Origin of the sequence: Candidatus Accumulibacter sp. ACC012 (assembly GCF_907163155.1) — a bacterium.
Lineage (GTDB): Bacteria > Pseudomonadota > Gammaproteobacteria > Burkholderiales > Rhodocyclaceae > Accumulibacter > Accumulibacter delftensis.
On sequence record NZ_CAJQUC010000003.1, the window covers coordinates 258,123 to 283,651 of the forward strand.

The window sequence follows — 25,529 nt, forward strand, 5'->3', positions numbered from 1 at the left end:
CGGCGAGGCCGGTACAGAAAGATGCAAAAAAGCCTTGCATTTGCCAGCAGCCGACCCTAGTATTCAAACGAACGTTTGAACGAAGCTTGGGCGCGCTCTTCAGCTTCGCTGCTAGCGGTTCATCGAACTACTCCAGCCTGAACATTTTTGGACCATCGATCTCATGGCCGATCAAAAGACCAATCACGATACTCGCGAACGCATCCTGGATGTCGCCGAGCTGCTGTTCATGACGAACGGTTATGAAGGGACGTCAATGCGCGTGATCACCAGCGGTGCTGAGGTCAATCTGGCGGCTGTGAATTACCATTTCGGTTCCAAGGAGGCGCTGCTGCGCGAGGTTTTCCGGCGCCGGCTCAGCTGGCTGAATCGCGAGCGACTGCACGCGCTCGACTTACTCGAAGCGGAGGCGGCTGGCGCGCCGCTGAAGCCTTCGCAGATCCTCGAAGCCTTTTTTGGCACGCTCTTGCGCATCGGTGAGGACTCCTCTCTTGGCGGCATGACTTTCCTGCGCCTGCTCGGTCGCACCTTGACCCAACCGGCGGAGTTCATCCGGACTTTTTTTGCCAGCGAGTATGCGGAAGTAATCGAACGCTACAAGCAGGCCCTGTTCAGCGCCTTGCCCGACGTTCCGCAAGCCGAACTCGTCTGGCGCCTGCATTTCATGCTTGGTGCCATGTCCTACGCGATTGCCGGCACGGACGTTCTGCGAGTGCTTACCGGCTGTGAGTTGGGCGATTGGGCCGGTGAGGGCGCTGCTGACAGTGTCGACGATAGCGCTCTCGCCAAGCGGCTTGCGCAGCGCTTGATGCCGTTTCTGCTCGGTGGCCTGCGCGCCCCGCTGCCGTCAGGTCTGCAGTCACTGACCGCTTCGCCCGCTTCGCCCGCTTCGCCCGCTTCGCCCAGCGCGGGCGACACGGAGCCGCAAACCTCGAATCACTTACTGGAGAAACAGCCATGATCACGACGATCATCTTGGTGCTCATCGGCATCACTCTGCTGAGCATTGCCATACTGATCAGCGTTCGCCCCTGGCGGCAGTCGCTGATAAGCCGTCGTGTTTTCGCGACCTACAAACGCATTCTGCCGCAGATGTCGGACACCGAGCGCGAAGCGCTCGAAGCCGGGACGGTCTGGTGGGACGGCGAACTGTTCCGCGGCAATCCCGACTGGAACCAGCTGCTCGCCTATCCGGTACCAAAACTCAGCGCTGAAGAGCAGTCCTTCATGGACCATGAAGTCGAAGAAGCCTGCGCGCTGGTCGATGACTGGAAGGTCACCAGCGAAGACTTCGACATGACGCCGGAAGCGTGGCAATACATCAAGAGCAAGGGCTTTCTCGGGATGATCATTCCGAAGAAATACGGTGGCCTGGAGTTCTCGGCGTTCGCACATTCACAGATTGTCACCAAATTGTCGACGCGTAGCTCGTCCTTGTCGGTGTCGGTGATGGTGCCGAACTCGCTTGGCCCCGCCGAACTCCTTCTGCACTACGGTACTGACACGCAGAAGAATCACTACCTGCCACGCCTGGCCAAGGGCCTCGAAGTGCCGGCTTTCGCCCTCACCAGTCCGTGGGCGGGTTCCGACGCCGGCTCGATTCCCGACGTCGGCATCGTCTGCAAGGGGCTCTGGAAAGGCCAGGAAGTGGTCGGCATGCGGGTGACCTGGGACAAGCGTTACATCACGCTGGGTCCGGTATGCACCCTCCTCGGCCTGGCGTTTCACCTCTATGACCCCGCTGGGCTGCTTGGTGACAAGAAGCATATCGGTATTACCTGCGCGCTGGTGCCGCGCGACACGCCGGGTGCCGATATCGGTCGCCGCCACGTGCCGCTGAATGCGATGTTCATGAACGGTCCGACGCGTGGCAAGGACGTGTTCATGCCTTTGGACTACGTAATCGGCGGTCCGGGCATGGTCGGGCAGGGCTGGCGGATGCTGATGGAGTGTCTGGCCGCAGGTCGCTCGATCTCGCTGCCTTCGTCGAATGCCGGTATGGCCCAGCTTACGGCCCGCACGGTCGGCGGCTACGCCCGCGTTCGCAGCCAGTTCAAGATGGCTATCGGGCGCTTCGAGGGCGTCGAAGAGCCGCTCACCCGCATTGGTGCGTACACCTACATGATGGACGCCGTCCGCAAGATGACTGCCGGCGCCATCGATCTCGGTGAGAGGCCATCGGTGGTTTCGGCGATCGCCAAATATCATGTCACCGAGCGTGCTCGCCAGGTGGTCAATGACGGCATGGACATTGTCGGCGGCAAGGGGATCTGCCTGGGCCCGTCAAACTTCATCGGTCGCGCCTATCAGCAGTTGCCGATCGGTATCACCGTCGAAGGCGCGAACATCCTGACGCGCAGCATGATCCTCTTTGGCCAGGGCGCTATCCGCTGCCATCCCTACGTGCTCAAGGAAATGAAGGCGGCCTACAACCCGGATGCCAAGCAGGGCTTGCTTGACTTCGACGAAGCCTTCTTTGGTCATGCTGCCTATACCGTCAAGCACGCCTTCGGGGCGCTCGGGAAGGGCCTGACTGGCTCCCATTTTGTTTCGGTGCCGGCCAATGTGGCGCCGGAGACCAGGCGCTACTACCAGCAACTGACACGCTTCTCTTCGGCTTTCGCTTTCCTCGCCGACATCTCGATGCTGGTCCTTGGTGGCGAACTGAAGCGGCGCGAAAAGCTCTCTGCGCGTCTGGGCGACATTTTGTCGATGCTCTATCTGTGCTCGGCGACGCTCAAGCGTTACGAGTCGGAAGGCCGTCAGCAGGCCGATGCACCGCTGATGCACTGGGCTATGTGGGACACCATGTACAAGGCGCAGATGGCTTTTGACGGCGTGATTGCCAACTTCCCCGTGCGCTGGATCGGGCGCATGCTGTATCGCATCGTTTTCCCGCTCGGTCATCCTTACGATGTGCCGTCGGACAGGATCGGGCACCAGGTGGCCAAGCTGATGATCGAGCCGTCTGCTTCGCGCGATCGACTGACGGCGGAAACCTATTTGCCGAAAGTGGCTAGCGAACCGGTCGGTGCGGTCGAACTGGCCCTGCTGGCGACGATCGAGGCGGAGCCGATCGAGGCCAGGATTCGGGCGGCGGAAAAGGCCGGCGCGCTGGCCGACAACCCGGACGCCAACGTTCGCGATCTGGTGCATGCAGCTTTCGCCGCCGGCATCGTTACCACCGCCGAGTACGCAGTACTCAAGCGGCGCAACGAGCTGCGCGACATCGTCATCCATGTCGACGATTTTCCATACGATCTGGGCCGTTCGCGCGCACAAGCCCTGCTTCACAAGGCGGCAGCGTAGAGGTGATCGAGGCGGTATGCGGAGGTACGGCGCTTGCGCCATGCCTCTGTCCTTGATTTGCGGCGAGAATTAACTCAGGAGACAGAATGGGATTCCAGCCAGTGTATGTGGTGGACGGTGCGAGAACGCCGTTCCTCAAGGGGCGCAACGCGCCCGGGCCATTTTCGGCGAGCGATCTGGCGGTACAGGCCGGCCGCGCGCTGCTGATTCGCCAGTCCTTCGCGGCCAGCGATTTCGACGAGGTGATTCTCGGTTGCGCCAGTCCTTCGCCGGATGAAGTGAACATCGGCCGTGTTGTCGCCCTGCGCCTGGGTTGCGGTCACAAGGTGCCGGCGTGGACGGTGATGCGTAACTGCGCCAGCGGCATGCAGGCGCTCGATTCGGCAATCGCCAATATCCAGAACGGACGCTCGCAACTGGTCCTGGCCGGTGGTGTCGATGCCCTGTCGCACGCAGCGCTGCTTTACTCGGAAGCGATGGTGCGCTGGTTCGCGCAGATGATGCAGGCGAGGACGCTCAGCGAGAAGGCCGCTGTGTTCGCCAAGCTGCGTCCGGCACAACTGCTGTCGCCGGTGATCGCTCTGCTGAAAGGTTTGACCGACCCGAACATTGGTCTGCTGATGGGGCAGACGGCGGAAAATCTTGCCTGGCGCTTCGGGATTTCGCGTCACGACATGGATCAATTCAGCGTTGGTAGCCACCAGCGAGCCGTTGCCGCCCGTGCCGCCGGACACCTTGGCGAGATCGTTCCGCTGCTTGACTCTCAAGGCACGGTCTATGGCGAAGACGATGGTGTGCGTGCCGATTCGAACCTCGCTGCTCTGAGCAAGCTGAAGCCGTTTTTCGATCGTCGTTACGGCCGCGTCACGCCGGGCAACAGCTCGCAAATCAGCGACGGTGCCGCCTGGCTGATCCTCGCCTCCCAGGCCGCCATCGACAAGTGGGGGCTCGAGCCGCTCGGCAGAATCACGGATAGCCAATGGGCTGCTCTCGACCCGGCGCAGATGGGCCTTGGTCCGGTACACGCGGCGACGCCGATCCTGCAGCGCAACGGACTGGCGCTCGATGACGTCGATCTCTGGGAAATCAACGAAGCCTTCGCCGCGCAGGTGCTTGGCTGCCTGGCTGCCTGGGAATCGGACGAGTACTGCCGTGAGCAGCTGGACTTGCCGGCGGCCTTTGGCTCGCTGCCGCGGGCGCGTCTCAATGTCGATGGCGGTGCGGTCGCCGTCGGTCATCCGGTCGGCGCGTCGGGTGCGCGTATCGTTCTGCACCTGCTGCATGCCTTGCGCGCAGCCAAGGCCAGGCGCGGCGTCGCAGCGATCTGCATCGGCGGTGGCCAGGGCGGTGCGATGCTCGTTGAGAGCATCGGCTGATGGCAGTCACTGGCAAACATGAGGACAAGGCATGAATATCGAAAGCAATGCTTACCGCAACTGGCAGCTCGAGGTGGATGGTGCAGGGCTGGCCTGGGCGACATTGGACAGAGTCGGCGAGACGACGAATTCACTGTCCAGCGAGGTGATGGACGAACTGGCATCGATTCTCGCTCGCTTCGACAGCGAGCCACCGAAAGGGCTGATTTTCCGTTCCGGAAAGTCGGCAGGCTTTATCGCCGGTGCGGACATTCAGGAGTTCACCCAGCTCGACACGCCCGCAAAAGGCATCGCGCTGGTTGAGCGCGGCTGGCAGCTCTTCAATCGCCTGGCAGCAGTCAGCTATCCGACGCTGGCGCTGGTGCGCGGCCATTGCCTGGGTGGCGGTCTCGAACTGGCGTTGGCGTGCCGCTATCTGCTGGTCGTCGACGAGCCAGCGACGCGGCTGGGCCTGCCCGAGGTGATGCTGGGCATCGTTCCTGGCTGGGGAGGCATGTTGCGTCTGCCCGAGCGGATTGGCCCGCAGGCGGCGCTGGATATGATGCTCACCGGCAAAGCCCTCGATGCCAAGCGCGCCAAGCGCCTCGGTCTGGCAGACGACTGCGTGCCGGCCCGGGTGATGGACAACGCTGCTGCCCTGCTGATAGTCGCCGATCAGCCGCGTCGGCGTCCGCCCGTGCTGCAGCGGCTGCTCAATGGTCCGCTCAAGCCTCTGGTTGCGCGCGCCGCGAGAAAGCAGGTCGCCAGGCGCGCGCGCGTCGAGCACTATCCGGCGCCTTACGCCATCATCGATATCTGGGAGAAATACCGGGGCAATGCGCTGGCCGCCCCCGGGTTGATCGACAGCATCGTTCGTTCGCCGACGGCTCGCAATCTGGTGCGCGTGTTTTTCATGCAGGAGCGACTCAAGGGTTTCGGAAAAGCGAGTACCTACCAGGCCAAACGGGTGCACGTCGTCGGAGCCGGCGTGATGGGCGGCGATATCGCCGCCTGGTGCGCCTTGCGCGGGCTGACGGTTACCCTGCAGGATCAGGGAATGGAACGAATCGCCCCGGCCTTGCAACGCGCTTACGCGGCGTACCGCAAGCGCATCAAGGATCCGCGCGAGTTGCGCGACGTCATGGACCGGCTGATTCCCGACCCCGACGGACACGGCGCGAAGATCGCCGACGTGGTCATCGAAGCGATTTTCGAGAACGTCGACGCCAAGCGCGCCTTGCTCGAGCAACTCGACGCGGTGATCAAGCCGGACGCGGTGCTGGCGACCAATACTTCCAGCCTCAGGATAGAGGAGTTGAACAGTGGCTTGAGCCGGCCGGGACGCCTGGTCGGGCTTCACTTCTTCAATCCGGTTGCCACCATGCCGCTGGTCGAAGTCGTGGCCGGCGAAGGCGCCGACACGGAAATGCTGGCGCGTGGCACAGCCTTCGTCAAACAAATCGATCGCTTGCCGCTGCCGGTCAAGAGCGCGCCCGGATTCCTGGTCAACGCGGTTCTCGGGCCCTACATGCTCGCAGCGATGCGTGCTGTCGACGAGGGGCTCGCACTGGAAACCGTCGACGAAGCGATGCTCGCCTTCGGCATGCCGATGGGGCCGATCGAGCTGGTCGATATGGTCGGTCTCGACGTCGCCATGGCCGTTGGAAAGAGCCTCGCTGGCGCTGATGCCGAGCCGCCGCGCTGTCTGTTCGAGCGCTTCAACGCCGGCCACCTCGGCAAGAAATCGGGGCGGGGGTTCTACGAATATCGGCAAGGAAAGGCGGCCAAGGGCGTGCCAGGAAGCGTGCCGGCCGGTCTTGCCGAGCGCCTCGTTGCGCCCTTGCTCGAACGCACACAGCAGCTGGTCAACGATGGCGTCGTCGCCGACGCCGATCTGGCTGATGCTGGAGTCATTTTTGGTACCGGCTTCGCGCCGTTTACCGGTGGGCCGCTCAATTATTTGAGGAGCCGCAACGCCTGACAGCATCGGCAACGGCCGGACGAAGCTCTGGAGAAATCACTTAAGCCATCTTCAGCCGTGTTGCAATTAACCAACACGGCGAGAAGGAAGCGCTGCCAAACATTCTGTAACTAGAGATCTTTCCGGTAGTTGGTCTTAGCATGTGCCCGCAAGGAGCAATTTGTGCGTGGCGAAAAGGCCACGCCAGATCACATTCAAGGGGGAACAAGAAAATGGCACAGCGGATTTCGATGAGAGTGATGCCGGCACTGCTTCTGGTGGCGTTTTCGGGTGCGGCGAGCGCCTCGGGTTTTCAATTGCTGGAGGCGGGCAGCGGTCTCGGCAATGCCTACGCCGGCTCGGCGGCCAAGGCCAACGACGCCAGCACGATTTTCTGGAATCCGGCCGGGATGACGCAACTGCAGGCGCGTGAAGTCTCCGGCGGTTTGACGGCAGTGCGGCCGAGCTTCAAATTCAATAACAAGGGATCCGCTGTCGGCGTCTTCAGTAGTCCCGTCGTTGGCGACGGTGACGATGCCGGTAGCTGGGCGTTTATCCCGAACGGATATATCTCGTGGGCGTTGAACAAGGATCTCTATATCGGTCTTGGTATCGGCGCGCCGTTCGGCAATGCCACCAAGTACGATAAGCCGTGGAAGGGCAGTGCGCAGTCGAACGAGTTCGATATCAAAACGATCAACATCAACCCGTCGATCGCCTATCGGGTCAACGAAAAAGTATCGCTGGGTGCCGGTTTCAGCTGGCAGAAGATCGAGGCCGATTACTATCGGCAGGTGGCCATACTTCCTGCCCAGGGCTTTGGGGCGCTGCCGCAGGTAGAATCGCACATGAGCATCGAGGACGATGCCTGGGGCTGGAACATTGGTGCCTTTTTTACGCTTTCGCCGTCGACCAAGGTCGGCCTGTCGTACCGCTCGACCGTCCAGTTCAATACCGACGGCAAGGTCAAACTGAGTGGCGATGGTACGGCAGCTGGCAATGCCACTGCCGCGGGCTTGGCCGTCAGGGGCGGGGCCAGCGATGTCAAGGCGGACCTCGAAGTGCCGGATACCTTCATTCTCAGCGTTACGCAGCAACTGAGCGACCGCTGGGAGATGTTGGGTGATGTGTCCTGGACGGGATGGAGTTCGATTCAGGACGTCGACATTATCCGCACCTCGGGGCTGCAAGCCGGCACTCCTGCGCAGATCCTGCGTGCGAATTTCGACGATACCTGGCGGGTTGCCATGGGCGCCAACTACAAGTATACGGACGCGATCAAGTTCATGTTCGGTCTGGCCTACGACCAGACTCCGGTCAAGAGTTCGAGCACTCGTCTGACCTCTCTGCCCGACAACGATCGCACCTGGTTTACCGCCGGGCTGCAGTGGAAGCCGGCCAAGGAACAGACGCTTGAACTCGGTGCGGCTTACATTTACATCCCAAATACGAAGATCAACCAGAACGAGACCACGATCAATCCCTTGACCAATCGCGGTACGGTCACCGGCGACTATGACTCCAGCGTCTGGCTTTTCGGAGCGCAATACTCGATGGCCTTCTGAGCAAGCGGCAGGCCTTAGAAAAACCCCGGTTTCCGGGGTTTTTTTTTGACCGTCTCCGGGTGAGCGTTGCGCAGCAGCCCATTTGCCGTTGCCCTTAATGTGAAAGTCGCGTATGCGACTCACGAACCTCCCTTCTCCCCTTGCGGGAGAAGGGGCAGGGGAAGAGGGGGGACGGTCATGACTTTCATCATCCGGGGTATCTCGACTGTCATGACCGTTCACTTGACGACGAAAGCTGGAAAGGTATAATTCAAACGTTCGTTTTAGTGCTTTTTTGGAGATGTGCGGCGGGATTTTCCCGGTGCGCGCGGATAAACAGACAGGAACAGGAGGACAGCTTGAGCAACTTCATCGTACGTAAGGCCGCGGTACTCGGGGCGGGGGTGATGGGGGCGCAGATTGCCGCGCATCTCGCCAATGCTGAAGTGCCAGTTCTGCTTTTCGACCTGCCCGCCCAGGAGGGTGACGCCAACGGAATCGTCAACCGCGCCACCGACGCACTCCGCAAGCTTGAACCGTCGCCGCTGGCCAGCAAGGATCGCGTCGCCTACATCGACCCCGCCAACTACTCGCAGCACCTTGAACAATTACGCGATTGCGATCTGATCATTGAAGCGATTGCCGAAAAGACCGAGTGGAAAGACGATCTCTATCGCCAGATCGCGCCATTCATCGCGCCGAATGCGATCATGGCTTCAAACACTTCGGGCCTATCGATCAACCGCCTCTCCGAAGCCTTGCCCGAGGCTTTGCGTTCGCGTTTCTGCGGCATTCATTTCTTCAATCCGCCGCGTTACATGCATCTGGTCGAACTGATCGCGACGCAAACTACCGACCCGGAGCTGCTCGACAATCTCGAATCATGGCTGGTCTCGCGTCTCGGCAAGGGCATCGTGCGTGCGCGCGATACGCCCAACTTCGTCGCCAATCGCGTTGGCGTCTTCTCGATCCTGGCGGTGATGCACCACACCGAACGCCTGGGGCTTGGTTTCGACGTCGTCGATGCGCTCACCGGTCCGCTCATCGGGCGTCCGAAGAGTGCCACCTACCGCACCGCCGACGTCGTCGGCCTGGACACCCTGGCGCACGTTATCAAGACCATGCAGGACACCTTGCCCGACGATCCCTGGCACGGCTATTACGTCGTTCCCGCTTGGCTGGCGGCGCTGATCGGCAAGGGCGCACTCGGTCAGAAGACGCGCTGCGGCATTTTCCGGAAGGACGGACGGGCGATCAAGGTGCTCGACCTGGCGGCTCAGGATTATCGCGAAACGGCCGCCGAGATCGATCCGGAAGTACTGGCGATCCTCAAGAACCGCGATCCGGCCGAGAAGTTTGCGCAGTTGCGCGCCAGTGCGCATCCACAGGCGCAGTTCCTGTGGGCGATTTTCCGCGATATCTTCCACTACGCCGCTTTCCACCTTGCTGAAATTGCCGATAACGCCCGCGATCTTGATTTCGCGATGCGTTGGGGCTTTGGCTGGGCGCAGGGGCCGTTCGAAAGCTGGCAGGCGGCAGGCTGGCAGGCGATCGCCGCAGCCGTCAAGGCTGACGTCGACGCCGGCCAGGCGATGAGTCCGGTAGCGCTGCCGGGGTGGGTCTTTGGCCAGGTCGCCGAAAAGGGCGTGCACACGCCTCAAGGCTCCTACTCGGCGAGCGCCGACGCCTATCAAGCGCGTTCGGCGCTGCCCGTCTATCAGCGGCAGATATTCCCCGAGCGGGTATTGAGTGAAGCCGCGCTCAGCGGTGCGACGGTCTGGGAGAACGACGGTGTTCGCTTGTGGACGCTGCCGCAGATCGACGACGGTATTGCCATCGTCAGCGTCAAGACCAGGAACCATACCCTCGGACGTGAGGTGATCGTCGGCTTGCAGGAAGCCGTGGCTCGTGCGGAAGCCGGCTACCGTGCCCTGGTGCTCTGGCACGAGGCGCCATTCGCCTTTGGTGCCAACCTCAAGGAAGTCAGCGAAGCCATCGCCGCGGGTCAGTTCGAGCTGCTCGAAAGGTACGTCGCCGAGTTCCAGAACACGTCGATGGCGCTGAAGTACGCCAGGGTACCGGTAGTCGCCGCGGTCCAGGGCATGGCTCTGGGGGGCGGCTGTGAGTTCCTGATGCACGCTGCCAAGCGGGTGATCGCACTGGAGAGCTACATCGGCCTGGTCGAAGCCGGTGTCGGCCTGATTCCGGCTGGCGGGGGCTGCAAGGAGTTTGCCATCCGTGCCGCGGAGCATGCGGCGAAGACCGCCGGAAACGACCCTTTCGAGTTCATCCAGCCGGTGTTCATGACCGTCGCCATGGCGACGGTATCGAAGAGTGGCGCGCAGGCCAGGGAACTTGGCTTCGCCGTCGACTCGGACAAGATTGTCTTCAACGCCAAGGAGCTGCTTTATGTCGCGCTGCGCGAGGCGCGCGGACTTGCCGAGGCGGGCTATTACCCGCGCCTGTCGCCGCGTCAGATCAAGGTCGCCGGTCGCACCGGTATCGCCAACTGCGAAATGATGCTGCTCAACATGAAGGAAGGCGGCATGATTTCGGCACACGACTACACGGTCGCCAAGGCAGCAGCCACGGCGCTGTGCGGTGGCGATGTCGAGACCGGATCGCAGGTCGACGAGCAGTGGTTGTTGAGTGTCGAGCGCCAGCTCTTCGTCGAACTGCTGAAGAACGAGAAAACGCAGCAGCGCATCCAGCACATGCTGACCACCGGCAAGCCGCTACGCAACTAACTCGGCAACTGCGCGAGCAAGGAGAACAGATCATGAGTAAACAGATTCAGGACGCTTACATTGTCGCTGCGACGCGGCTGCCCGTGGGCCGGCGCAAGGGCATGCTCGGGCACGTTCGCCCCGACGACATGCTGGCCCACGCCATCACTTCGGTGCTGGCACAGGTGCCGGCGATTGACCCGGCGTTGGTCGAGGACGTGATCGTCGGTTGCGCCATGCCCGAAGCCGAGCAGGGAATGAACGTCGCGCGTATCGGCCTGCTCCTGGCCGGTATGCCGAATACCGTCCCGGGGGTGACCGTGAACCGCTTCTGCGCGTCCGGCGTACAGGCGGTGGCCATGGCGGCAGATCGCATTCGTCTCGGCGAAGCCGAGGTGATGATCGCTGCCGGCACCGAAACGATGTCGCTGATGAACCAGATCATGGGCAACAAGATCGCCCTCAACCCGGCGATCTTCGCGAAGGACGAGAACTACGCGATTGCTTTCGGGATGGGCCTCACCGCTGAAAAAGTCGCCGCACAGTGGAAGATTTCGCGCGACGATCAGGATGCCTTTGCAGTCGCCTCGCACCAGAAAGCCTGCGCGGCGATTGCCGCCGGCCATTTCAGGGCCGAGATTTCGCCGTACGTGGTGTCTACACGGCAGCCGAATCTGCAGAGCGGCGAAGTGCAGGTCAAGGAGTTTCTGGCTGAGAACGACGAAGGCCCACGTTCCGACAGCAGCGTCGAGCGGCTCGCTCGCTTGCGGCCGGCGTTCGCCGCGCGCGGCTCGGTTACCGCCGGTAACAGTTCGCAAATGTCCGACGGCGCAGCGGCTGTGCTGGTGGTATCGGAAAAAATCCTCAAGCAGTTCAATCTGCAGCCGCTGGCGCGCTTTGCGGGCTTTGCGGTGGCTGGCGTGGCGCCCGAGATCATGGGCGTTGGCCCGGTCGAGGCGATCCCGCGGGTGCTCAAGCAAGCCGGAGTCCATCAGGGCGATGTGGACTGGTTCGAGCTCAACGAGGCTTTTGCCGCGCAGGCGCTGGCGGTGATGCGTACGCTCGAACTCGATCCGGCGAAAGTCAATCCGCTCGGCGGGGCGATTGCCCTGGGCCACCCGCTGGGGGCAACCGGTACCGTTCGAACGGCGACGCTGGTGCATGGACTGCAGCGCACCAGGCAGCGTTACGGCATGGTGACCATGTGTATTGGCACTGGCATGGGCGCTGCCGGGCTGTTCGAGTCCATGCCGTAGATTTCCGGCAATCGCCTGCGAAGGCCCTCTTTAGACTCCAGGTGTATGGCATAATCGCGGCAGGGCGGTTGGCTGGAAAAGTCGCCCGAACGCTGAGCACCATGCATGCCGGAAGGACAGGAAGGCGAAGGCCTCGGTGCGGCTAGTTGAGCGGTCAACGGCGGTTTCCGGGATAATGTCTGGCAAACACAGTCACTAGGGCGCGCCATGGATTTCGAGCTACTGGGCAATGTGGGCTGGCGCGAAGGCTTGATTCTGGTCATCGTGCTACTGCTGGCCTACATCGTCGTCCTTTTTTTGCGCATGCGTCGCTTGCAGAACGAACGCGGCGTCTCTGCCCTACCACCGCTGCTTGCGCAGTCAGCGCTGGCGGCTTATACCGGCATCCAGGAAGCGGACGCCGCAGTGCCTGCGACGCCAGCGCCTGCCGCAGCAGAGATCAAGGAGGCCAGCGATTCGGGCGTGGCCGCGGAGCCGGCCAGTGCAGCAGCGGCAGCGGCAGCGGCAGCGGTCCCGCCAGTGGCCGCCGAGGAACTTGACTTTGCCTGGAACGAGGCACCCCCGGAAATTCCCGGGCAGGCGCTGATCGAAGCGCTGCAGGAAGACGTCTATCACTTGCGCTGCGCAGTTGACGAACTGCGCGACGAACTGCACAACGACTTGCGCGAGGGCTTGTTGGCAGCCCGCGAAGACTTCCGGCACCAGTTGCTAGAGATCTCGCAGATTGCCGAGTCGTCGGCGCAGGCCGCTTCGCCGCTGTACAACGATGCCATGCAGATGGCCGCCCAGGGGCAGGACGCGGCGACGATCGCCCAGCACTGTGGCATTGCTCGCGCCGAAGCGGATCTGGTGGTGGCTCTGGTGCGCAATCGTAATGACGGCAGTTAACCGAGGAGCAGGGGTGGCAGATGGTGGCTCGACAGGGGACTAAGGCCAAGGCCGGAAGCGCTGAAGTTGCGCCGGCCACGGGTCACGCTCAGCCAGCGGTCGAGGCGAGCTCCGATCTCAAACGTCCACTGCTTTGGCGGATGGGGCTTGCCGGTCTGATGGTTCTGGCACTGCTTGGCGTGCTGGCGCTGTTCGACCACGCCAACGCGCCGGATGATTCGCTGACCGGACAGCAGTTCACCGAAGCGGTACCGGTCAGGAAAAAAGAGCCCGTGCAGCCGCTCACGGCGGCTGAAACGCCGCTTGCAGTGCCCGTTGACGAGCCCGCCGTAAGCGCCGTAAGCAGCGAGCTGGCCGCTCCTGAAGCTGCCAGAGAAGTTGCGAGCGCCCCCGCCACTGAAAGCCCGGCCAAGAAAAAATATGCCGGCGGCACGCACACGCGGCCGCTGTCGAAAGCCAGTGACGGCGATGAGCCAGGCGCACGTCCCGCAACGCCTGCGCCTCCACCGCCGCAGGTGGCCGCCACACCGGCTTTGCCGCCTCCGGCCAGAAGGGCCTCGGAGAACTCTGCCAGCATGGCTACGCCGCCGCCGGTGGTCGAAACGCCTCCCGCCGTTGCGGTACGGCTGGCTTCCGGCTACATCGTGCAGTCGGGGCTGTTCTCTGATTTGGCCCTGGCCGAGGAATGGCAGGCACGACTGGCGCAGGAAGGAATTCCCTCGATGGTCGAGGCGCGCTTGCAGATCGGCCCTTTCAAGAATCGCAGCGAGGCCGAGTCTGCTCGCCGGCAACTCAAGAAGCTGGGCATCGATGCGCCGAGTACGGTACGCAGGGTCGGCACGCCCTAGACGGCTTCAGCCGCCTGTCGCGCGCAGTTGTTGCTGCAGGCGGCGGGCGAAAACGCGCATCTCCCTGGCCGCCTGAACGTCGCCTTTTCCTTCGGCGACGACGATGCCCTGTTCATAGGCAGCCAGGGCTTCCTGCGGGTGAGCGTCTTCGCTCAGCGCTTTGCCGAGCAACTTCCAGGCGGCGGAGTAGGTCGCGTCACGTTCGACCGCTTCCCGCAAGCGCCCGGCCGCTTTTTGGAAGTCGCCGGCCTTCAGGTGCTCGTTGCCCAGCGAATAGCGGAGCAGGGCGCCGTCGCGCGGACCGCCGAGCAGTTTTTCGAGATTGGTGATGATCGCAGTGCTCATTTACACTCTCCCATTTAACGGTTATGACCGTCCCTTCCACTTGCAGTGCGCATTCCGGCTTGCACGCCGGAATCGTTCGCCGGGCAGGGAGCGTGCTCCCTGAATTCCCCGTCTCACCCCCAACCCTTCTCCCGCGGGGGGAGAAGGGAGCTTCGTGAGTCCCTTGCGCGACTTGCACATTTAACCCGAACCATTTTAGAGGACACCACCATGGCAAGAAAAATCATCTCGACTGCCGCTGCGCCGGCGGCCATCGGCACCTACTCGCAAGCGGTAAGAGTTGGCGATACGGTCTATCTCTCCGGTCAGATCGGCCTCGACCCGGTGAGTATGGACCTTGTCGAAGGAATCGATGCGCAGATCGTGCGCGTCTTCGACAACCTCAAGGCCGTCGCCGAAGCGTCCGGTGGTTCGCTGGCCGATGTCGTCAAACTGAACGTTTATCTCACCGATCTGGCGCACTTCGCGAAGGTCAATGAGGCGATGAAAAGCTATTTCGCCGAGCCTTTTCCGGCGCGCGCTGCGGTGGGCGTCGCGGCTCTGCCGCGCAACGGCCTGGTCGAGGCCGATGCGGTCCTGGTCCTCGGCGGCTGATGCCGCCTGCGGACGAGATCGACGCGCCGCCAGCGATCAGGAGCCGGCTGCACAAGCTGGGTCTCGAGCGGCGTGAAGACCTCGTCCTGCACCTGCCCCTGCGCTACGAGGACGAAACGCGCGTCACGGCCGTCGCCGAAGCGCCGCTGGGCGTAGCGCTGCAGGTCGAGGTGCTGGTCGTCGCTAGCGTGGTCAGCATGGCGCCGCGCCGCCAGTTGCTGGTCACCGTCAGCGATGCCAGTGATCTCGGTGCTGTCAGCGCGGGTGGTGGCCAACAGAGCCTTCTTAGCCTGCGCTTTCTGAGCTTCTACGGCAGCCAGCAGCGGGCTTTCGAGAACGCGTGCCGGAATCGACTGCGGCTGCGCGTCTTTGGCGAGATCCGTGACGGTTTCCTCGGGCGCGAGATGGTACATCCACGCTACCGCATCCTGAATGCTCAGGATTCGCCGAGTGCCGATGACGTACTACCGCAGTCACTGACCCCCGTTTATCCGACCACCGCCGGGCTAACGCAGGGGGTGTTGCGCAAGCTCGTCGCACGCGCCCTGCGCGTTGTCGATCTCAGCGAGTTGCTCGACGCTGACTGGTGCGCGAGGCATCGCCTGCCTGCCCTGGCGGCCGCGGTGGGCCTGTTGCATTCGCCGCCGCCCGCGCTTGCCGCAGCCACGCTGCAGAGTCGCAGCCATCCGGCTTGGCGGCGGATCAAGTTCGACGAGCTGCTGGCGCAGCAGCTGTCGCTGCGCCGTGCCTATCTGGCACGCCGGCGCAAGGGAGCGCCGCTGCTGCGCGCAGCCGGCCGGCTGGCAGAGAGTCTGCTGTCGGTACTGCCTTTTCCGCTGACCGGTGCGCAGCAGCGCGTTGCTGCCGAAATTGCCGCCGACCTTGGGCAGCCCTTCCCGATGCAGCGCTTGCTGCAGGGCGATGTCGGCTGTGGCAAGACGATCGTCGCCGCACTGGCCATTTGCCAGACCATCGAGGCCGGCTATCAGGCGGCCTTCATGGCCCCGACCGAAATTCTCGCCGAGCAGCACTTCCTCAAACTGAGCGCCTGGCTGGAGCCGCTGGGTGTCGAAGTGCTGTGCCTGTCGGGTCGTCTCGGGGCGCAGACGCGGCGGACGCTGCGGCAGCAGGCGGCGACGACAGCGCAACTGCTTGTCGGGACGCATGCCCTGATCCAGGAAGGCCTGGATTTTGCCCGCCTCGGCCTGGCGATCATCGACGAACAGCATCGCTTCGGCGTCGTGCAGCGACTCGACCTGCGGCGCAAAGGGGGCAATCCGCACCAGTTGATGATGTCGGCGACACCGATTCCGCGCACCCTGGCGATGAGCTATTACGCCGATCTCGATGTCTCGCTGATCGACGAAATGCCGGCTGGTCGCTCGCCGGTGCGCACCCGGCTGTTCTCGGCTGCGCGCCGTGAGGAAGTGACGGCCGCCGTGCGTGGCGTGGTTGCCGCAGGACGACAGGCTTACTGGGTCTGCCCCTTGATCGAGGAATCGACAAAGCTGCAACTGCAGGCGGCCCTCGACACGTACACGGCTTTGCTCGGCGAGCTGGCCGGCCTGCGTATTGGCCTGGTGCACGGCCGCCTGGGCGGTGCCGAGAAAGTGGCGGTGATGGCCGCCTTTGTCGCTGGCGAGATCGACGTGCTGGTAGCGACGACGGTCATCGAAGTGGGTGTCGACGTGGCCAACGCCAGCTTGATGGTCATCGAACACGCCGAGCGCTTCGGGCTCGCGCAGCTGCATCAGTTGCGTGGACGCGTCGGGCGTGGCGCGCATGACTCGGTTTGCGTCCTGCTTTATCAGCAGCCATTGTCGGCAAGCGCGCGGGCGCGTTTGAAGATCATTTTCGAGCACAGCGACGGTTTCGAGATTGCGCGCCAGGATCTTCGTCTGCGTGGTCCCGGGGAGTTCATCGGCAGCCGCCAGTCGGGCGTGCCACTGCTACGCTACGCCGACCTCGAAGTCGATGCCGACCTTGTCGAGCTGGCGCAAGAGATGGCGACGCAACTGCTGCGTGACGATCCCCAGCGTGCCGCGCGCCATCTCCGGCGCTGGCTGGGAAATCGCGAAGAGTTGCTGAAAGCTTGACGCCAGCCTGCCGCTCGAGCGGTAGGTCAAGAGGGCGGCCAGCGCTGATGGTGGCGGTCGCGGCCGCGCTTGCCAGTCGCGCAGTAATCCTCTTGTTCTCGCGGCCCGCGCCGAGGGCCGCTGTCAGAGCACACGAAAATAGGCGACCGTTTCGCGCAATCTGTTGGCCAGGCCGTTGAGTGCGCTTGCCGATTCGGCGTTGCTGTGCATCGTGGCGTTGGTTTCCTCGGTCATCGATGCGATGTTCTGCACGTGCCCGGCGATGTCGTTGGCCACTGTTGCCTGTTCGCGAGTGGCGGTCGCCACTTGCTGTACGCGTTCGCTCGATTGCTGCGCCTGCTGGTGAATCGATTCGAGCATGGCACTCGCCTCGTGCGCTTTGGTGAGGCTGCGGCTCACCTGCGGAGCAGCCTCACCCATGGCGCCGACCGCCAATTCGGTATCGGCCTGCACGCTGACCACCATGGTGCTGATTTCATTGGTGGCCTTGCTGGTTCGTTCGGCGAGCTTGCGGACCTCGTCGGCGACCACCGCGAAGCCGCGGCCCTGCTCGCCGGCGCGGGCGGCTTCGATGGCCGCGTTGAGCGCCAGCAGGTTGGTCTGCTCGGCGATCTCCCTGATCACCTGGGCAATGCCGCCAATATCCCGTGAGCGCGTCGCCAGTTGCCGGATCTGCTCGGACGAGCGGGCGACGATTGCAGCGACTTTTTCGATTTCGGCAGCAGAGCTGTTGACCAGCGTGCGTCCCTGTTCGGCGCAATTGGCGGCGGCTTGTGAACTCTCGCCGGTTGCCTGAGCATTCTGCGCGACTTCGTTGATGCTCACCGTCAATTCTTCGATCGAGGCCGCGGTCGCCGACGTCGAGTTGGCTTGCGCCTCGGCCGCGTGGCGCGTTTCGTCGGTGGCGACAGAAATCTCGCTGGCGCTGTTGGCCAGGGCGCTGGATAGCTGGCCGATTTCGGCGATGATGCCGCGCAGGCGGCTCTGCATCTGCGCGATGGAATGCATCAGGCTGCCACCGAGCAGTTTTTCGGCGGGCATTTCCTGGCTCAGGTCGCCGCCGGCGATGCGCAGCGCGATCGCCGATGCCGCGGCCGGTTCGCCGCCCAGCTGGCGCAGCACGCTGCGCCCAATCCACAGCGAGACCCCGGCCAGAACGGCAACGACCAGGGTGATGATGAGCAGGGCGTTGATTGCTTCGCGGCGAAATGCCTGGTCCACGTCATCGAGATAGATACCGGTGCCGATTACCCAGCCCCAGGGTTTGAAATGCGCGGAATAGCTCAGTTTGGGAATTGCTTTGTCGCTACCGGGCTTGGCGAAGGAATAGTCGACGATGCCGCCTTGCTCCCTGCTCAGCGCCACGGATACGAGCTCCTGGATGAACAGCTTGCCACTCGGGTCGCGCAAGTCGGCGCCGCTCGTGCCCTCCAGCGCCGCTTTCGCTGCGTGCATCACGAAGTTGTGCTGGGTGTCGAGGACGAAGAAATACTCACCGTTCTCGTAGCGCATCTGGCGCAAGGTTTCGAGTGCCTGTTTCTTTGCCTGGTCTTCGCTCAGTGCGCCGCTCTTGGCCAGATCGTGAAAGCGGACGACGACGCCGTTGGCAACCTCGACCAGCGCGTGGATCTTGTCCTGGCGATCGTCGAGCATGTTGCGGCGCAGTTCAGCGAGCGAGTACAGGCCGAGCGCGGCGAGGCCGAGCACGGCCACGGCCAATACGACGACAAAGCGCGTCTTGATACTGCAGTCACCGATCATCATTGCCATTCTCCCGGGGTAGTTGCCGTCAACGCGGCTTGTATGGTGGATCTTCGCCATGAGCTGATCGGCTGTTGCAGCCATTTTCGACCCCTCGCGCTGGGCGGCACCCTTGTCGTTCGATGTCACTCGCTGCGCAAAGTCGCAGGCGGTATGCTGAGGCTTGAACAGATATGCCTGCAGCAGCAATAGATTACATAACTACCTTACGCTAACGGCCAGTGGGCAACAAACTTTAGCGCAGTCGCTTCCGCCCGTACGGCGCTGCCAGGCCCGGGGAGCGCCTATCGTCGCCAGAGTTTTCGAGTAACACCTTCCAGGGCCGCGACGCGCGATCGGAAAGCTCGCGAACGACCTCCAGAACGTGGTCGCCCTGGTCGCTTTCCAGGACCGTGAAACGCTGCGCCCGTGCCAGACCGAGCATCGGCCGGTTGTCCGCCAGCACGTGCCCGTGCATGCGCCGCAAACCGCGCCTTGCCGCTTCGCGAATCAACGCCTTGAGTATCCGGCGGCCGATGCACTGACCTTGCCAGGGGTCGCCGATGAGCAGCGAAAAAGTGCAATCCGGACGCTCACTCTCGTGAACGAAACGGCCACCGGCAATCGGGATTTCAGCTCCCTCCTCGTGGCGCAAGACGACCAGGAGGTATTCCCGGGCGGGATCAATGTCGATCAGTCGGTGTACCGCGTCGTCCGAGAACTCGGCGATCGCGGCGAAGAAGCGGCGACGCCGGGCATCGGCCGACAACTTGTTCAGCGACGCCTTGACCTGCGGCGCATCGCTTGGCGGCATTTGGCGCATTTCGAGCCGCGTGCCGTCGCGTGACTGCCAGCTTTCGATAATTTCGTTCACAGCGACGCCGCTCTCGGGGGGCGGAGAGCGGGAAACATGGCCGGCAGTATGCATGCAATTTGCGGGCGCCGTCGAGTAGCCGAGTCATGGTGCTGAAACATTCGCTCCGTAAGATCAATCCCGTTGCTGCTGAAGCACGATTCCTTACTCAATGGAGAAATCATGATTGTTTCAAAACGCATTTTCCTGAAGATTTCCGGCGTCGCCGCGGCCATGGCCATGGGCTTCGGGTCGATCGCCGCGCAAGCCGCCGACCTTACCGGCGCCGGGGCGACGTTCCCCTACGCGGTGTATACCAAGTGGGCCGAAGCCTACCAGGCTGCCACTGGCAAGTCGGTCAATTACCAGGGTATTGGTTCTTCCGGTGGTATCAAGCAGATCAAGGCCAGGACCGTTGATTTCGGCGGCACCGACGCGCCCTTGAGCGCAGCCGATCTGGACGCTGCCGGCCTGGTGCAGTTCCCTTCCGTCATCGGCGCGGTGACCATCGTGGTCAATCTGCCCGGCGTCAAATCCGGTCAACTCAAGCTCGACGGGCAGACTGCTGCCAACATCTTTCGCGGTGCCATCAAGAAGTGGAACGATCCGGCCATCGCCAGCATGAACCCCGACCTAAAGCTGCCGGCGACGGCGATTACCATTGTCCATCGCTCGGACGGATCGGGCACCACGGACGTGATGACCAGGTACCTGGCCAAGCAGTCGGCCGACTTCGTGCGCGACGTCGGTGTCGGCAAGACCGTCAACTGGCCGGCCAACGGGATCGGTGGCAAGGGTAACCCGGGCGTCGCCGCCAACGTCCAGAAAATTGCCGGCACCATCGGCTACGTCGACTACGCAGACGCGAAGAAGAACGGTTTGGCCTTCGCCACGCTGAAGAACAAGGCCGGCAAGTTCGTGTTGCCTAGCGGTGATGCCTTCGAGGCCGCCGCCGCCGGCGCCGATTTCAAGGTCAAGGGAATGGCGCCGGACATGCTCGACCAGACGGCCAAAGAGGCCTGGCCGATCGTCAGCGCAACCTACATCCTGGCCTACGAAAAGGGTGACGACGCTGCCAAGCAGCAGGGCGTTGTGGACTTCTTCAGTTGGGCGCTCAACAAGGGCGGGACGCTGGCTGGCGAGCTGGACTTCGTCGCGCTGCCGGCCAGCGTGGTGGGCACCATCGAAGCCGAGATGAAGCGCATCAAGTAGTTTAATGGTTCGTCACGCAACTGCAGCGGGCTTCCCCGACGTCGCCTCGCCGGCGTCGGGGCGTCCGCGCAAAGCGTGTGACCGCGACGGAAGTCGATAGTGGAAGGGCGGGTATGGAAGAAAGCATAGCGTGGAAAACAGTGAGTATGAATGATTCAGCACCGCACACGCAGGTGGATGTGCACGCTGCCCAGGTCCGGATCTTCAAACGCCAGGATTCGGTCTTCCACAAGCTGACGTTCCTGTTCGCCTTCCTGGTGCTGGCGGCCATGGCGGGGATACTGATCTCGCTGGCCATCGAGGCGGCGCCGGCGTTCAGCGCCTTCGGGCCGGCCTTTCTCTGGAGCGACGCATGGAGCGTTCCGGACGACAAGTTCGGTGCCCTGATCTCGATCTACGGCACGCTCAGCACATCGTTCATCGCGCTGCTGATCGGCGTGCCGGTGAGCTTCGGCATCGCGCTGTTTCTGACCGAGAGCTGCCCGGCCTGGCTGCGTCGGCCGCTGGGGACGGCTATCGAATTGCTCGCCGGCGTTCCTTCGATCATTTACGGCATCTGGGGCTTGTTCGTTTTCGCACCCTTGTTCGCCAAGTACGTCCAGCCCTCGGTGCAGTCAGTCTTCGGCGGTTTGCCGGTAATCGGCGGCTGGTTCGCCGGCCCGCCGCTGGGGATCGGCATACTGTCGGCAGGCATCGTGCTAGCGCTGATGGTGATTCCGTTCATTGCCTCGGTGATGCGCGATGTCTTCGACACCGTGCCGGCGGTGCTCAAGGAGTCTGCCTACGGCCTCGGCTGCACGACCTGGGAGGTGGTCTGGAACATCGTCCTGCCCTATACACGGGTCGGCGTCATCGGCGGCATCATGCTCGGCCTGGGACGCGCCCTGGGCGAGACGATGGCTGTCACCTTCGTCATCGGCAACGCCAATCGCATCGCCGGCAGCTTCTTTGCGCCGGGCAACTCGATTGCTTCGGTGCTGGCCAACGAGTTCGGCGAGGCGGATCCGGGGCTGCATACCTCATCGCTGTTCGCGCTCGGCCTGGTGCTGTTCGTCATCACCTGCGTCGTGCTCGGGCTGTCGCGCTGGCTAATCTATCGCGCCAACGCCAAGCAGGGCGCCTAGGGCGCGGAGGAACTTCAATGGAACATTATCGTCGTCGCATCCTGACCAACCGTATCGGTATCGGTCTTTCAATGATCGCCATGGCCTTCGGTCTGGCGGCGCTGATGTGGATACTGTGGACCCTGTTTTCGAAAGGCTTCGCCGCGCTGAGCTGGGATTTCTTCACCCAGGACACGCCGGCCCCGGGCAGCGAAGGGGGTGGCTTGCGCAATGCAATCATCGGCAGCGCCATGATCGTCGGCTTCACGACGCTGGTGTCCACCCCGATCGGTATCCTTGCCGGCATCTATCTGGCCGAGTACGGCGACACCTCGAAGTTCGCGGCGACGACCCGCTTCGTGACCGACATCATGCTATCCGCACCGTCGATCGTTGTGGGTCTCTTCGTTTACGCGCTGATGGTCGCGACCCTGGGTGGCTTTTCCGGCTGGGCCGGCTCGGTCGCGCTGTCCTTGATCGCCATTCCCGTCGTCGTGCGCACCACCGAGAACATGCTGAGACTGGTGCCGTCCAGTTTGCGTGAAGCCGCTTTCGCGATCGGTGCCCCGCGCTGGCAGGTGTCACTGAAAGTGAGCCTGCGCTCGGTCAAGGCCGGCGTCGTGACTGGTGTCCTGCTAGCCATTGCGCGGGTCACCGGCGAGACCGCGCCACTGCTCTTTACGGCGCTCAACAACCAGTTCTTCAGCACCGACATGTCGCAGCCGATGGCTAATCTGCCGGTGGTCATTTTCCAGTTTGCCATGAGTCCCTACGACAACTGGATTGAACTGGCCTGGGGCGGCGCCTTGCTGATTGCCTTGCTGGTGTTGGCGATCAATATCGGTGCGCGTGTCCTCTTTCGTCACAAGACCTGAACTGCGGAGCCTAGAATGTCCGAAATGTGCGACCACATGGTCCAAATCAGCGAACAAGCCACCCTGCAGGTGCGCGAACTGGATTTCTACTACGGCGACTTCAAGGGCCTCAACGCGGTCAGTCTTGACGTCGCTCGCAACCGGGTGACAGCCTTCATTGGTCCGTCCGGTTGTGGGAAGTCCACGCTCTTGCGCACGTTCAACCGCATGTACGATCTCTATCCGGGTCAGCGTGCAGAAGGGCAGATCGTCTTCAACGGCAAGAACCTGCTCGACAAGAAGCAGGACGTGAACCTGGTGCGGGCGAAGATCGGCATGGTTTTTCAGAAGCCCACCCCGTTTCCGATGACCATCTATGAAAACATCGCTTTCGGTGTTCGCCTTTACGAGAACTTCAGCAAGAGCGAACTTGATGAGCGTGTGGAGTGGGCGCTCAAGAAGGCTGCCCTGTGGGATGAAGTCAAGGACAAGTTGCAGCAGAGCGGCCTGTCGCTTTCCGGCGGCCAGCAGCAGCGCCTGTGCATCGCCCGGGCGGTGGCGGTGAAGCCCCAGATCGTGCTCCTCGACGAACCGACCTCGGCGCTCGATCCGCTGTCCACGGCCAAGGTGGAGGAACTGATCAATGAACTCAAGAGCGAGTACACCATCGCCATCGTCACCCACAACATGCAACAGGCGGGCCGGATTTCCGACTACACGGCCTTCATGTACCTCGGCGAGCTTGTCGAGTTCGGCCGCACCGAAGAGTTGTTCGTGAAACCGAAGGTCAAGCACACCGAGGATTACATCACCGGTCGCTTCGGTTGAGCCGGAAAATCGTCGCAGGCTCGTCCGGGGTGCCGACGGCGTGTTGACCGGCGCGAGCAGTCGAGCGGTGGCTGGGCTTGCTAAGGCGGTTGCGTTTGGCTGGCGAACGAGGCAAGATTCGCCCTCCGCGGGAGCTCACAGTCCGCTCCCAAAAAGCCTCAGCTCGCATCGCACATGTCTCGTTCGGCAAGCCCTCGCGCATCGGCAAGCGCCAAAGTCCGCAATCCGGTGCTCTGCGCCAGCGCTCTGGCGCGCCTGCTGGGGGCATTCTGCGCGCTGCTGCTGCTGTGGACGATGGTGTTCTGGGCGCTGCACTGAACGCCGCGCCAGCGATGCCCGAGAACACGGCAAACAGCGCAGGGAAAGTCCAGCCGATCCTGCGCTTCGCCAATCTGACTCTGGGCTACGATCGTCATCCGGCGGTTCACCACCTGCAGGGGGAGATTGCCGCCGGTAGTCTGCTGGCCATCGTCGGTCCCAACGGCGCCGGCAAATCGACGCTGCTCAAAGGCATCACCGGCGAACTGCGACCGCTGCAAGGCCGCATCGAGTTGCTTGGCGTGCAGCGCCAGAAAATCGCTTACCTGACCCAGCTGACGACGCTCGACAGCAGCTTTCCGATGGTCGTTCACGACTTCGTGGCCATGGGGCTGTGGCGCGAGATCGGTGCCTTTGGCGGCCTCGACCGCGCCCGGCGCGTACGCATTGCCGCGGCCATCGACCTGGTCGGCATGAACGGCCTCGAGAATCGTCCGATCGGCGCGCTCTCCGGCGGTCAGTTGCAGCGCGCGCACTTCGCTCGCGTCCTGCTCCAGGATGCACCGCTGGTCCTCCTCGACGAGCCCTATGGCGCCATCGATGCGGCCAGCGTTCGTGACCTGGCGGCGCTGGTGCGACACTGGCATGGCGAAGGGCGGACGGTGATCTCCGTCCTTCACGACCTCGAGCATGTCCGTCAGGAGTACCCGGAAACGCTGCTTCTGGCACGCGAGATCGTCGCTCGCGGCGACACCGCGACGGTGCTCAGCGAGGCCAATCTGTTGCGCGCCCGGCGGCTTGCCGAAGGCCGCAGTGACGACGCACACGCGCCCATCTGTCACGCCGACCAGGACGCCGGATGAACGACACGCTGGCCAGCATTCCCTTGCTCTCGCCGTTCATCGAGTTTTCCTTCATGCGTCGGGCCTTGGCCGGGTGTCTGGCGCTGTCGCTCGGCGCGACGCCGGTCGGCGTTTTCCTGATGCTGCGTCGGATGAGTCTGGCCGGCGATGCCATGTCGCACGCCATCCTGCCGGGAGCCGCGATCGGTTACCTGATTGCCGGTCTGTCGCTGCCGGCGATGACCATCGGTGGCCTGGTCGCCGGCCTGGCGGTGGCCGTGCTTTCCGGCGGTGTGGCACGCAACTCGGTGATCAAGGAAGACACCAGTCTGGCGACTTTTTACCTGATCTCGCTTTCCGCCGGCGTGCTGATCATCTCGCTACGCGGCAGCAGCGTCGACCTGCTGCACGTCCTTTTCGGCAGCGTGCTGGCGCTTGACGACGCCGCCCTGCTACTGCTCGCAGGCTTTGCCTCGCTGTCAGTTCTGGCGCTCGCACTCGGTCTGCGCCTGTTCGTCCTCGAAGGCTGCGATCCGGCTTTCCTGGCGCGTATCAGCCGCCTCGGACCCGTCGCCCACTATGGCTTCATGGTGCTGCTGGTGCTCAATCTGGTCGCCGGCTTTCACGCTCTGGGAACCTTGATGGCCGTCGGGATCATGATTTTACCGGCGGCTGCGGCGCGCCTGTGGGTGGGCAACGTCGGACCGCTGCTGCTGATCGCCGTGGGCGTCGCGCAGCTCGGATCCGTCATCGGCCTGCTGCTCTCGTATCATGCAGACCTGCCGGCCGGTCCGGCGATCGTGCTGACCCTGGGCGGCCTCTATCTGCTCTCGCTGCTTGTCGCTCCGCTCGGACCCCTGGCCAGCCGTTGGCGGTCAGGTTGGCACTTCGAACGCTGACGCGAACGCCGAGTCAAGC

At 63.0% G+C, this 25,529-nt stretch carries 21 protein-coding genes; 18 read left to right on the top strand and 3 right to left on the bottom strand.

Translation table 11 applies throughout. The annotated features are described in order from the left end of the window. The first annotated feature begins 163 nt into the window (after positions 1–163). From QZ648_RS04645 to QZ648_RS04685, 9 genes are all read left to right on the top strand, one after another. On the top strand, positions 164–961 hold the full coding sequence (locus tag QZ648_RS04645; RefSeq protein WP_291996239.1) for a TetR/AcrR family transcriptional regulator: 798 nt from the start codon (positions 164–166) through the stop codon (positions 959–961). Next, positions 958–3,309 carry an acyl-CoA dehydrogenase gene (locus QZ648_RS04650; RefSeq protein ID WP_211203708.1) on the top strand — a complete coding sequence of 784 codons (2,352 nt, stop codon included), beginning with the start codon at positions 958–960 and terminating at the stop codon, positions 3,307–3,309. The genes QZ648_RS04645 and QZ648_RS04650 overlap by 4 nt, the downstream gene beginning before the upstream one ends. 86 nt (positions 3,310–3,395) lie before the next feature. Beyond that, the gene (locus tag QZ648_RS04655) at positions 3,396–4,685 is read left to right on the top strand and encodes an acetyl-CoA C-acetyltransferase (RefSeq protein WP_291996240.1); all 1,290 of its coding nucleotides are present in this window, start codon (positions 3,396–3,398) and stop codon (positions 4,683–4,685) included. 31 nt (positions 4,686–4,716) lie between these two features. Further along, entirely contained in the window at positions 4,717–6,645 is a 1,929-nt protein-coding gene (locus tag QZ648_RS04660; RefSeq protein ID WP_291996241.1) for a 3-hydroxyacyl-CoA dehydrogenase NAD-binding domain-containing protein, read from the top strand. A 239-nt stretch (positions 6,646–6,884) separates the two neighbouring features. Next, on the top strand, positions 6,885–8,189 hold the full coding sequence (locus tag QZ648_RS04665) for an outer membrane protein transport protein (protein WP_291996242.1): 1,305 nt from the start codon (positions 6,885–6,887) through the stop codon (positions 8,187–8,189). Positions 8,190–8,527: 338 nt separating this feature from the next. Further along, positions 8,528–10,915, top strand: coding sequence for a 3-hydroxyacyl-CoA dehydrogenase/enoyl-CoA hydratase family protein (locus QZ648_RS04670; protein ID WP_291996243.1), 2,388 nt, complete (start codon positions 8,528–8,530; stop codon positions 10,913–10,915). A 32-nt stretch (positions 10,916–10,947) separates the two neighbouring features. Then, on the top strand, positions 10,948–12,150 hold the full coding sequence (locus tag QZ648_RS04675) for an acetyl-CoA C-acyltransferase (protein ID WP_291996244.1): 1,203 nt from the start codon (positions 10,948–10,950) through the stop codon (positions 12,148–12,150). A 207-nt stretch (positions 12,151–12,357) separates the two neighbouring features. Beyond that, positions 12,358–13,038, top strand: coding sequence for a DUF2802 domain-containing protein (locus tag QZ648_RS04680; protein ID WP_291996245.1), 681 nt, complete (start codon positions 12,358–12,360; stop codon positions 13,036–13,038). Between the two features lie 20 nt (positions 13,039–13,058). Then, the gene (locus QZ648_RS04685) at positions 13,059–13,886 is read left to right on the top strand and encodes an SPOR domain-containing protein (RefSeq protein WP_291996246.1); all 828 of its coding nucleotides are present in this window, start codon (positions 13,059–13,061) and stop codon (positions 13,884–13,886) included. 6 nt (positions 13,887–13,892) lie between these two features. Here QZ648_RS04685 and QZ648_RS04690 read toward each other — a convergent pair whose 3' ends face one another. Beyond that, positions 13,893–14,231, bottom strand: a complete 339-nt coding sequence (locus tag QZ648_RS04690; RefSeq protein WP_291996247.1) for a hypothetical protein — start codon at positions 14,229–14,231, stop codon at positions 13,893–13,895. A gap of 210 nt (positions 14,232–14,441) precedes the next feature. Between QZ648_RS04690 and QZ648_RS04695 the strand changes: the two genes are divergently transcribed. Together QZ648_RS04695 and recG are read left to right on the top strand one after the other, a co-directional pair. Continuing rightward, positions 14,442–14,825: a RidA family protein gene (locus QZ648_RS04695; protein ID WP_291996248.1), complete on the top strand. Its 384-nt coding sequence runs from the start codon at positions 14,442–14,444 to the stop codon at positions 14,823–14,825. Next, on the top strand, positions 14,825–16,921 hold the full coding sequence (gene recG, locus QZ648_RS04700; RefSeq protein WP_291996249.1) for an ATP-dependent DNA helicase RecG: 2,097 nt from the start codon (positions 14,825–14,827) through the stop codon (positions 16,919–16,921). The genes QZ648_RS04695 and recG overlap by 1 nt, the downstream gene beginning before the upstream one ends. A gap of 123 nt (positions 16,922–17,044) precedes the next feature. Here the strand turns inward: recG and QZ648_RS04705 are convergent, their stop codons facing one another. Both QZ648_RS04705 and QZ648_RS04710 read right to left on the bottom strand, forming a co-directional pair. Continuing rightward, positions 17,045–18,685 (bottom strand): methyl-accepting chemotaxis protein, encoded by a 1,641-nt coding sequence (locus QZ648_RS04705; RefSeq protein ID WP_291996250.1) that lies wholly within the window; start codon positions 18,683–18,685, stop codon positions 17,045–17,047. A gap of 232 nt (positions 18,686–18,917) precedes the next feature. Beyond that, complete coding sequence (locus QZ648_RS04710) at positions 18,918–19,535, bottom strand: GNAT family N-acetyltransferase (protein WP_291996251.1); 618 nt, start codon at positions 19,533–19,535, stop codon at positions 18,918–18,920. A gap of 162 nt (positions 19,536–19,697) precedes the next feature. On the opposite strand from QZ648_RS04710, the gene pstS reads away from it, so the two are divergent. The 7 genes from pstS to QZ648_RS04745 all read left to right on the top strand — a co-directional run bounded on the left by pstS (position 19,698) and on the right by QZ648_RS04745 (position 25,510). Further along, complete coding sequence (gene pstS / locus QZ648_RS04715) at positions 19,698–20,726, top strand: phosphate ABC transporter substrate-binding protein PstS (RefSeq protein WP_291996252.1); 1,029 nt, start codon at positions 19,698–19,700, stop codon at positions 20,724–20,726. A 146-nt stretch (positions 20,727–20,872) separates the two neighbouring features. Further along, positions 20,873–21,850, top strand: a complete 978-nt coding sequence (gene pstC, locus QZ648_RS04720; protein WP_291996253.1) for a phosphate ABC transporter permease subunit PstC — start codon at positions 20,873–20,875, stop codon at positions 21,848–21,850. 17 nt (positions 21,851–21,867) lie between these two features. Beyond that, the gene (pstA, locus tag QZ648_RS04725; RefSeq protein WP_291996254.1) at positions 21,868–22,704 is read left to right on the top strand and encodes a phosphate ABC transporter permease PstA; all 837 of its coding nucleotides are present in this window, start codon (positions 21,868–21,870) and stop codon (positions 22,702–22,704) included. Positions 22,705–22,719: 15 nt separating this feature from the next. Further along, entirely contained in the window at positions 22,720–23,511 is a 792-nt protein-coding gene (gene pstB, locus QZ648_RS04730; RefSeq protein WP_291996255.1) for a phosphate ABC transporter ATP-binding protein PstB, read from the top strand. A gap of 174 nt (positions 23,512–23,685) precedes the next feature. Beyond that, on the top strand, positions 23,686–23,829 hold the full coding sequence (locus QZ648_RS04735; RefSeq protein WP_291996256.1) for a hypothetical protein: 144 nt from the start codon (positions 23,686–23,688) through the stop codon (positions 23,827–23,829). Between the two features lie 14 nt (positions 23,830–23,843). Further along, positions 23,844–24,632 carry an ABC transporter ATP-binding protein gene (locus tag QZ648_RS04740; RefSeq protein ID WP_291996257.1) on the top strand — a complete coding sequence of 263 codons (789 nt, stop codon included), beginning with the start codon at positions 23,844–23,846 and terminating at the stop codon, positions 24,630–24,632. Further along, positions 24,629–25,510 carry a metal ABC transporter permease gene (locus QZ648_RS04745; protein WP_291996258.1) on the top strand — a complete coding sequence of 294 codons (882 nt, stop codon included), beginning with the start codon at positions 24,629–24,631 and terminating at the stop codon, positions 25,508–25,510. Before QZ648_RS04740 ends, QZ648_RS04745 begins: the two co-directional genes overlap by 4 nt. The last annotated feature ends 19 nt before the right edge of the window (positions 25,511–25,529 follow it).

Coding starts and splice junctions, on each gene's coding strand:
- QZ648_RS04660 (WP_291996241.1), top strand. CDS start 4,717: ATGAATATCGAAAGCAATGCTTACCGCAACTGGCAGCTCGAGGTGGAT.
- recG (WP_291996249.1), top strand. CDS start 14,825: ATGCCGCCTGCGGACGAGATCGACGCGCCGCCAGCGATCAGGAGCCGG.
- pstC (WP_291996253.1), top strand. CDS start 20,873: ATGAATGATTCAGCACCGCACACGCAGGTGGATGTGCACGCTGCCCAG.
- QZ648_RS04675 (WP_291996244.1), top strand. CDS start 10,948: ATGAGTAAACAGATTCAGGACGCTTACATTGTCGCTGCGACGCGGCTG.
- QZ648_RS04740 (WP_291996257.1), top strand. CDS start 23,844: ATGCCCGAGAACACGGCAAACAGCGCAGGGAAAGTCCAGCCGATCCTG.
- QZ648_RS04690 (WP_291996247.1), bottom strand. CDS start 14,231: ATGAGCACTGCGATCATCACCAATCTCGAAAAACTGCTCGGCGGTCCG.
- QZ648_RS04695 (WP_291996248.1), top strand. CDS start 14,442: ATGGCAAGAAAAATCATCTCGACTGCCGCTGCGCCGGCGGCCATCGGC.
- QZ648_RS04745 (WP_291996258.1), top strand. CDS start 24,629: ATGAACGACACGCTGGCCAGCATTCCCTTGCTCTCGCCGTTCATCGAG.
- QZ648_RS04655 (WP_291996240.1), top strand. CDS start 3,396: ATGGGATTCCAGCCAGTGTATGTGGTGGACGGTGCGAGAACGCCGTTC.
- pstS (WP_291996252.1), top strand. CDS start 19,698: ATGATTGTTTCAAAACGCATTTTCCTGAAGATTTCCGGCGTCGCCGCG.
- QZ648_RS04645 (WP_291996239.1), top strand. CDS start 164: ATGGCCGATCAAAAGACCAATCACGATACTCGCGAACGCATCCTGGAT.
- QZ648_RS04650 (WP_211203708.1), top strand. CDS start 958: ATGATCACGACGATCATCTTGGTGCTCATCGGCATCACTCTGCTGAGC.
- pstA (WP_291996254.1), top strand. CDS start 21,868: ATGGAACATTATCGTCGTCGCATCCTGACCAACCGTATCGGTATCGGT.
- pstB (WP_291996255.1), top strand. CDS start 22,720: ATGTCCGAAATGTGCGACCACATGGTCCAAATCAGCGAACAAGCCACC.
- QZ648_RS04705 (WP_291996250.1), bottom strand. CDS start 18,685: ATGATGATCGGTGACTGCAGTATCAAGACGCGCTTTGTCGTCGTATTG.
- QZ648_RS04680 (WP_291996245.1), top strand. CDS start 12,358: ATGGATTTCGAGCTACTGGGCAATGTGGGCTGGCGCGAAGGCTTGATT.
- QZ648_RS04735 (WP_291996256.1), top strand. CDS start 23,686: ATGTCTCGTTCGGCAAGCCCTCGCGCATCGGCAAGCGCCAAAGTCCGC.
- QZ648_RS04685 (WP_291996246.1), top strand. CDS start 13,059: ATGGTGGCTCGACAGGGGACTAAGGCCAAGGCCGGAAGCGCTGAAGTT.
- QZ648_RS04665 (WP_291996242.1), top strand. CDS start 6,885: ATGCCGGCACTGCTTCTGGTGGCGTTTTCGGGTGCGGCGAGCGCCTCG.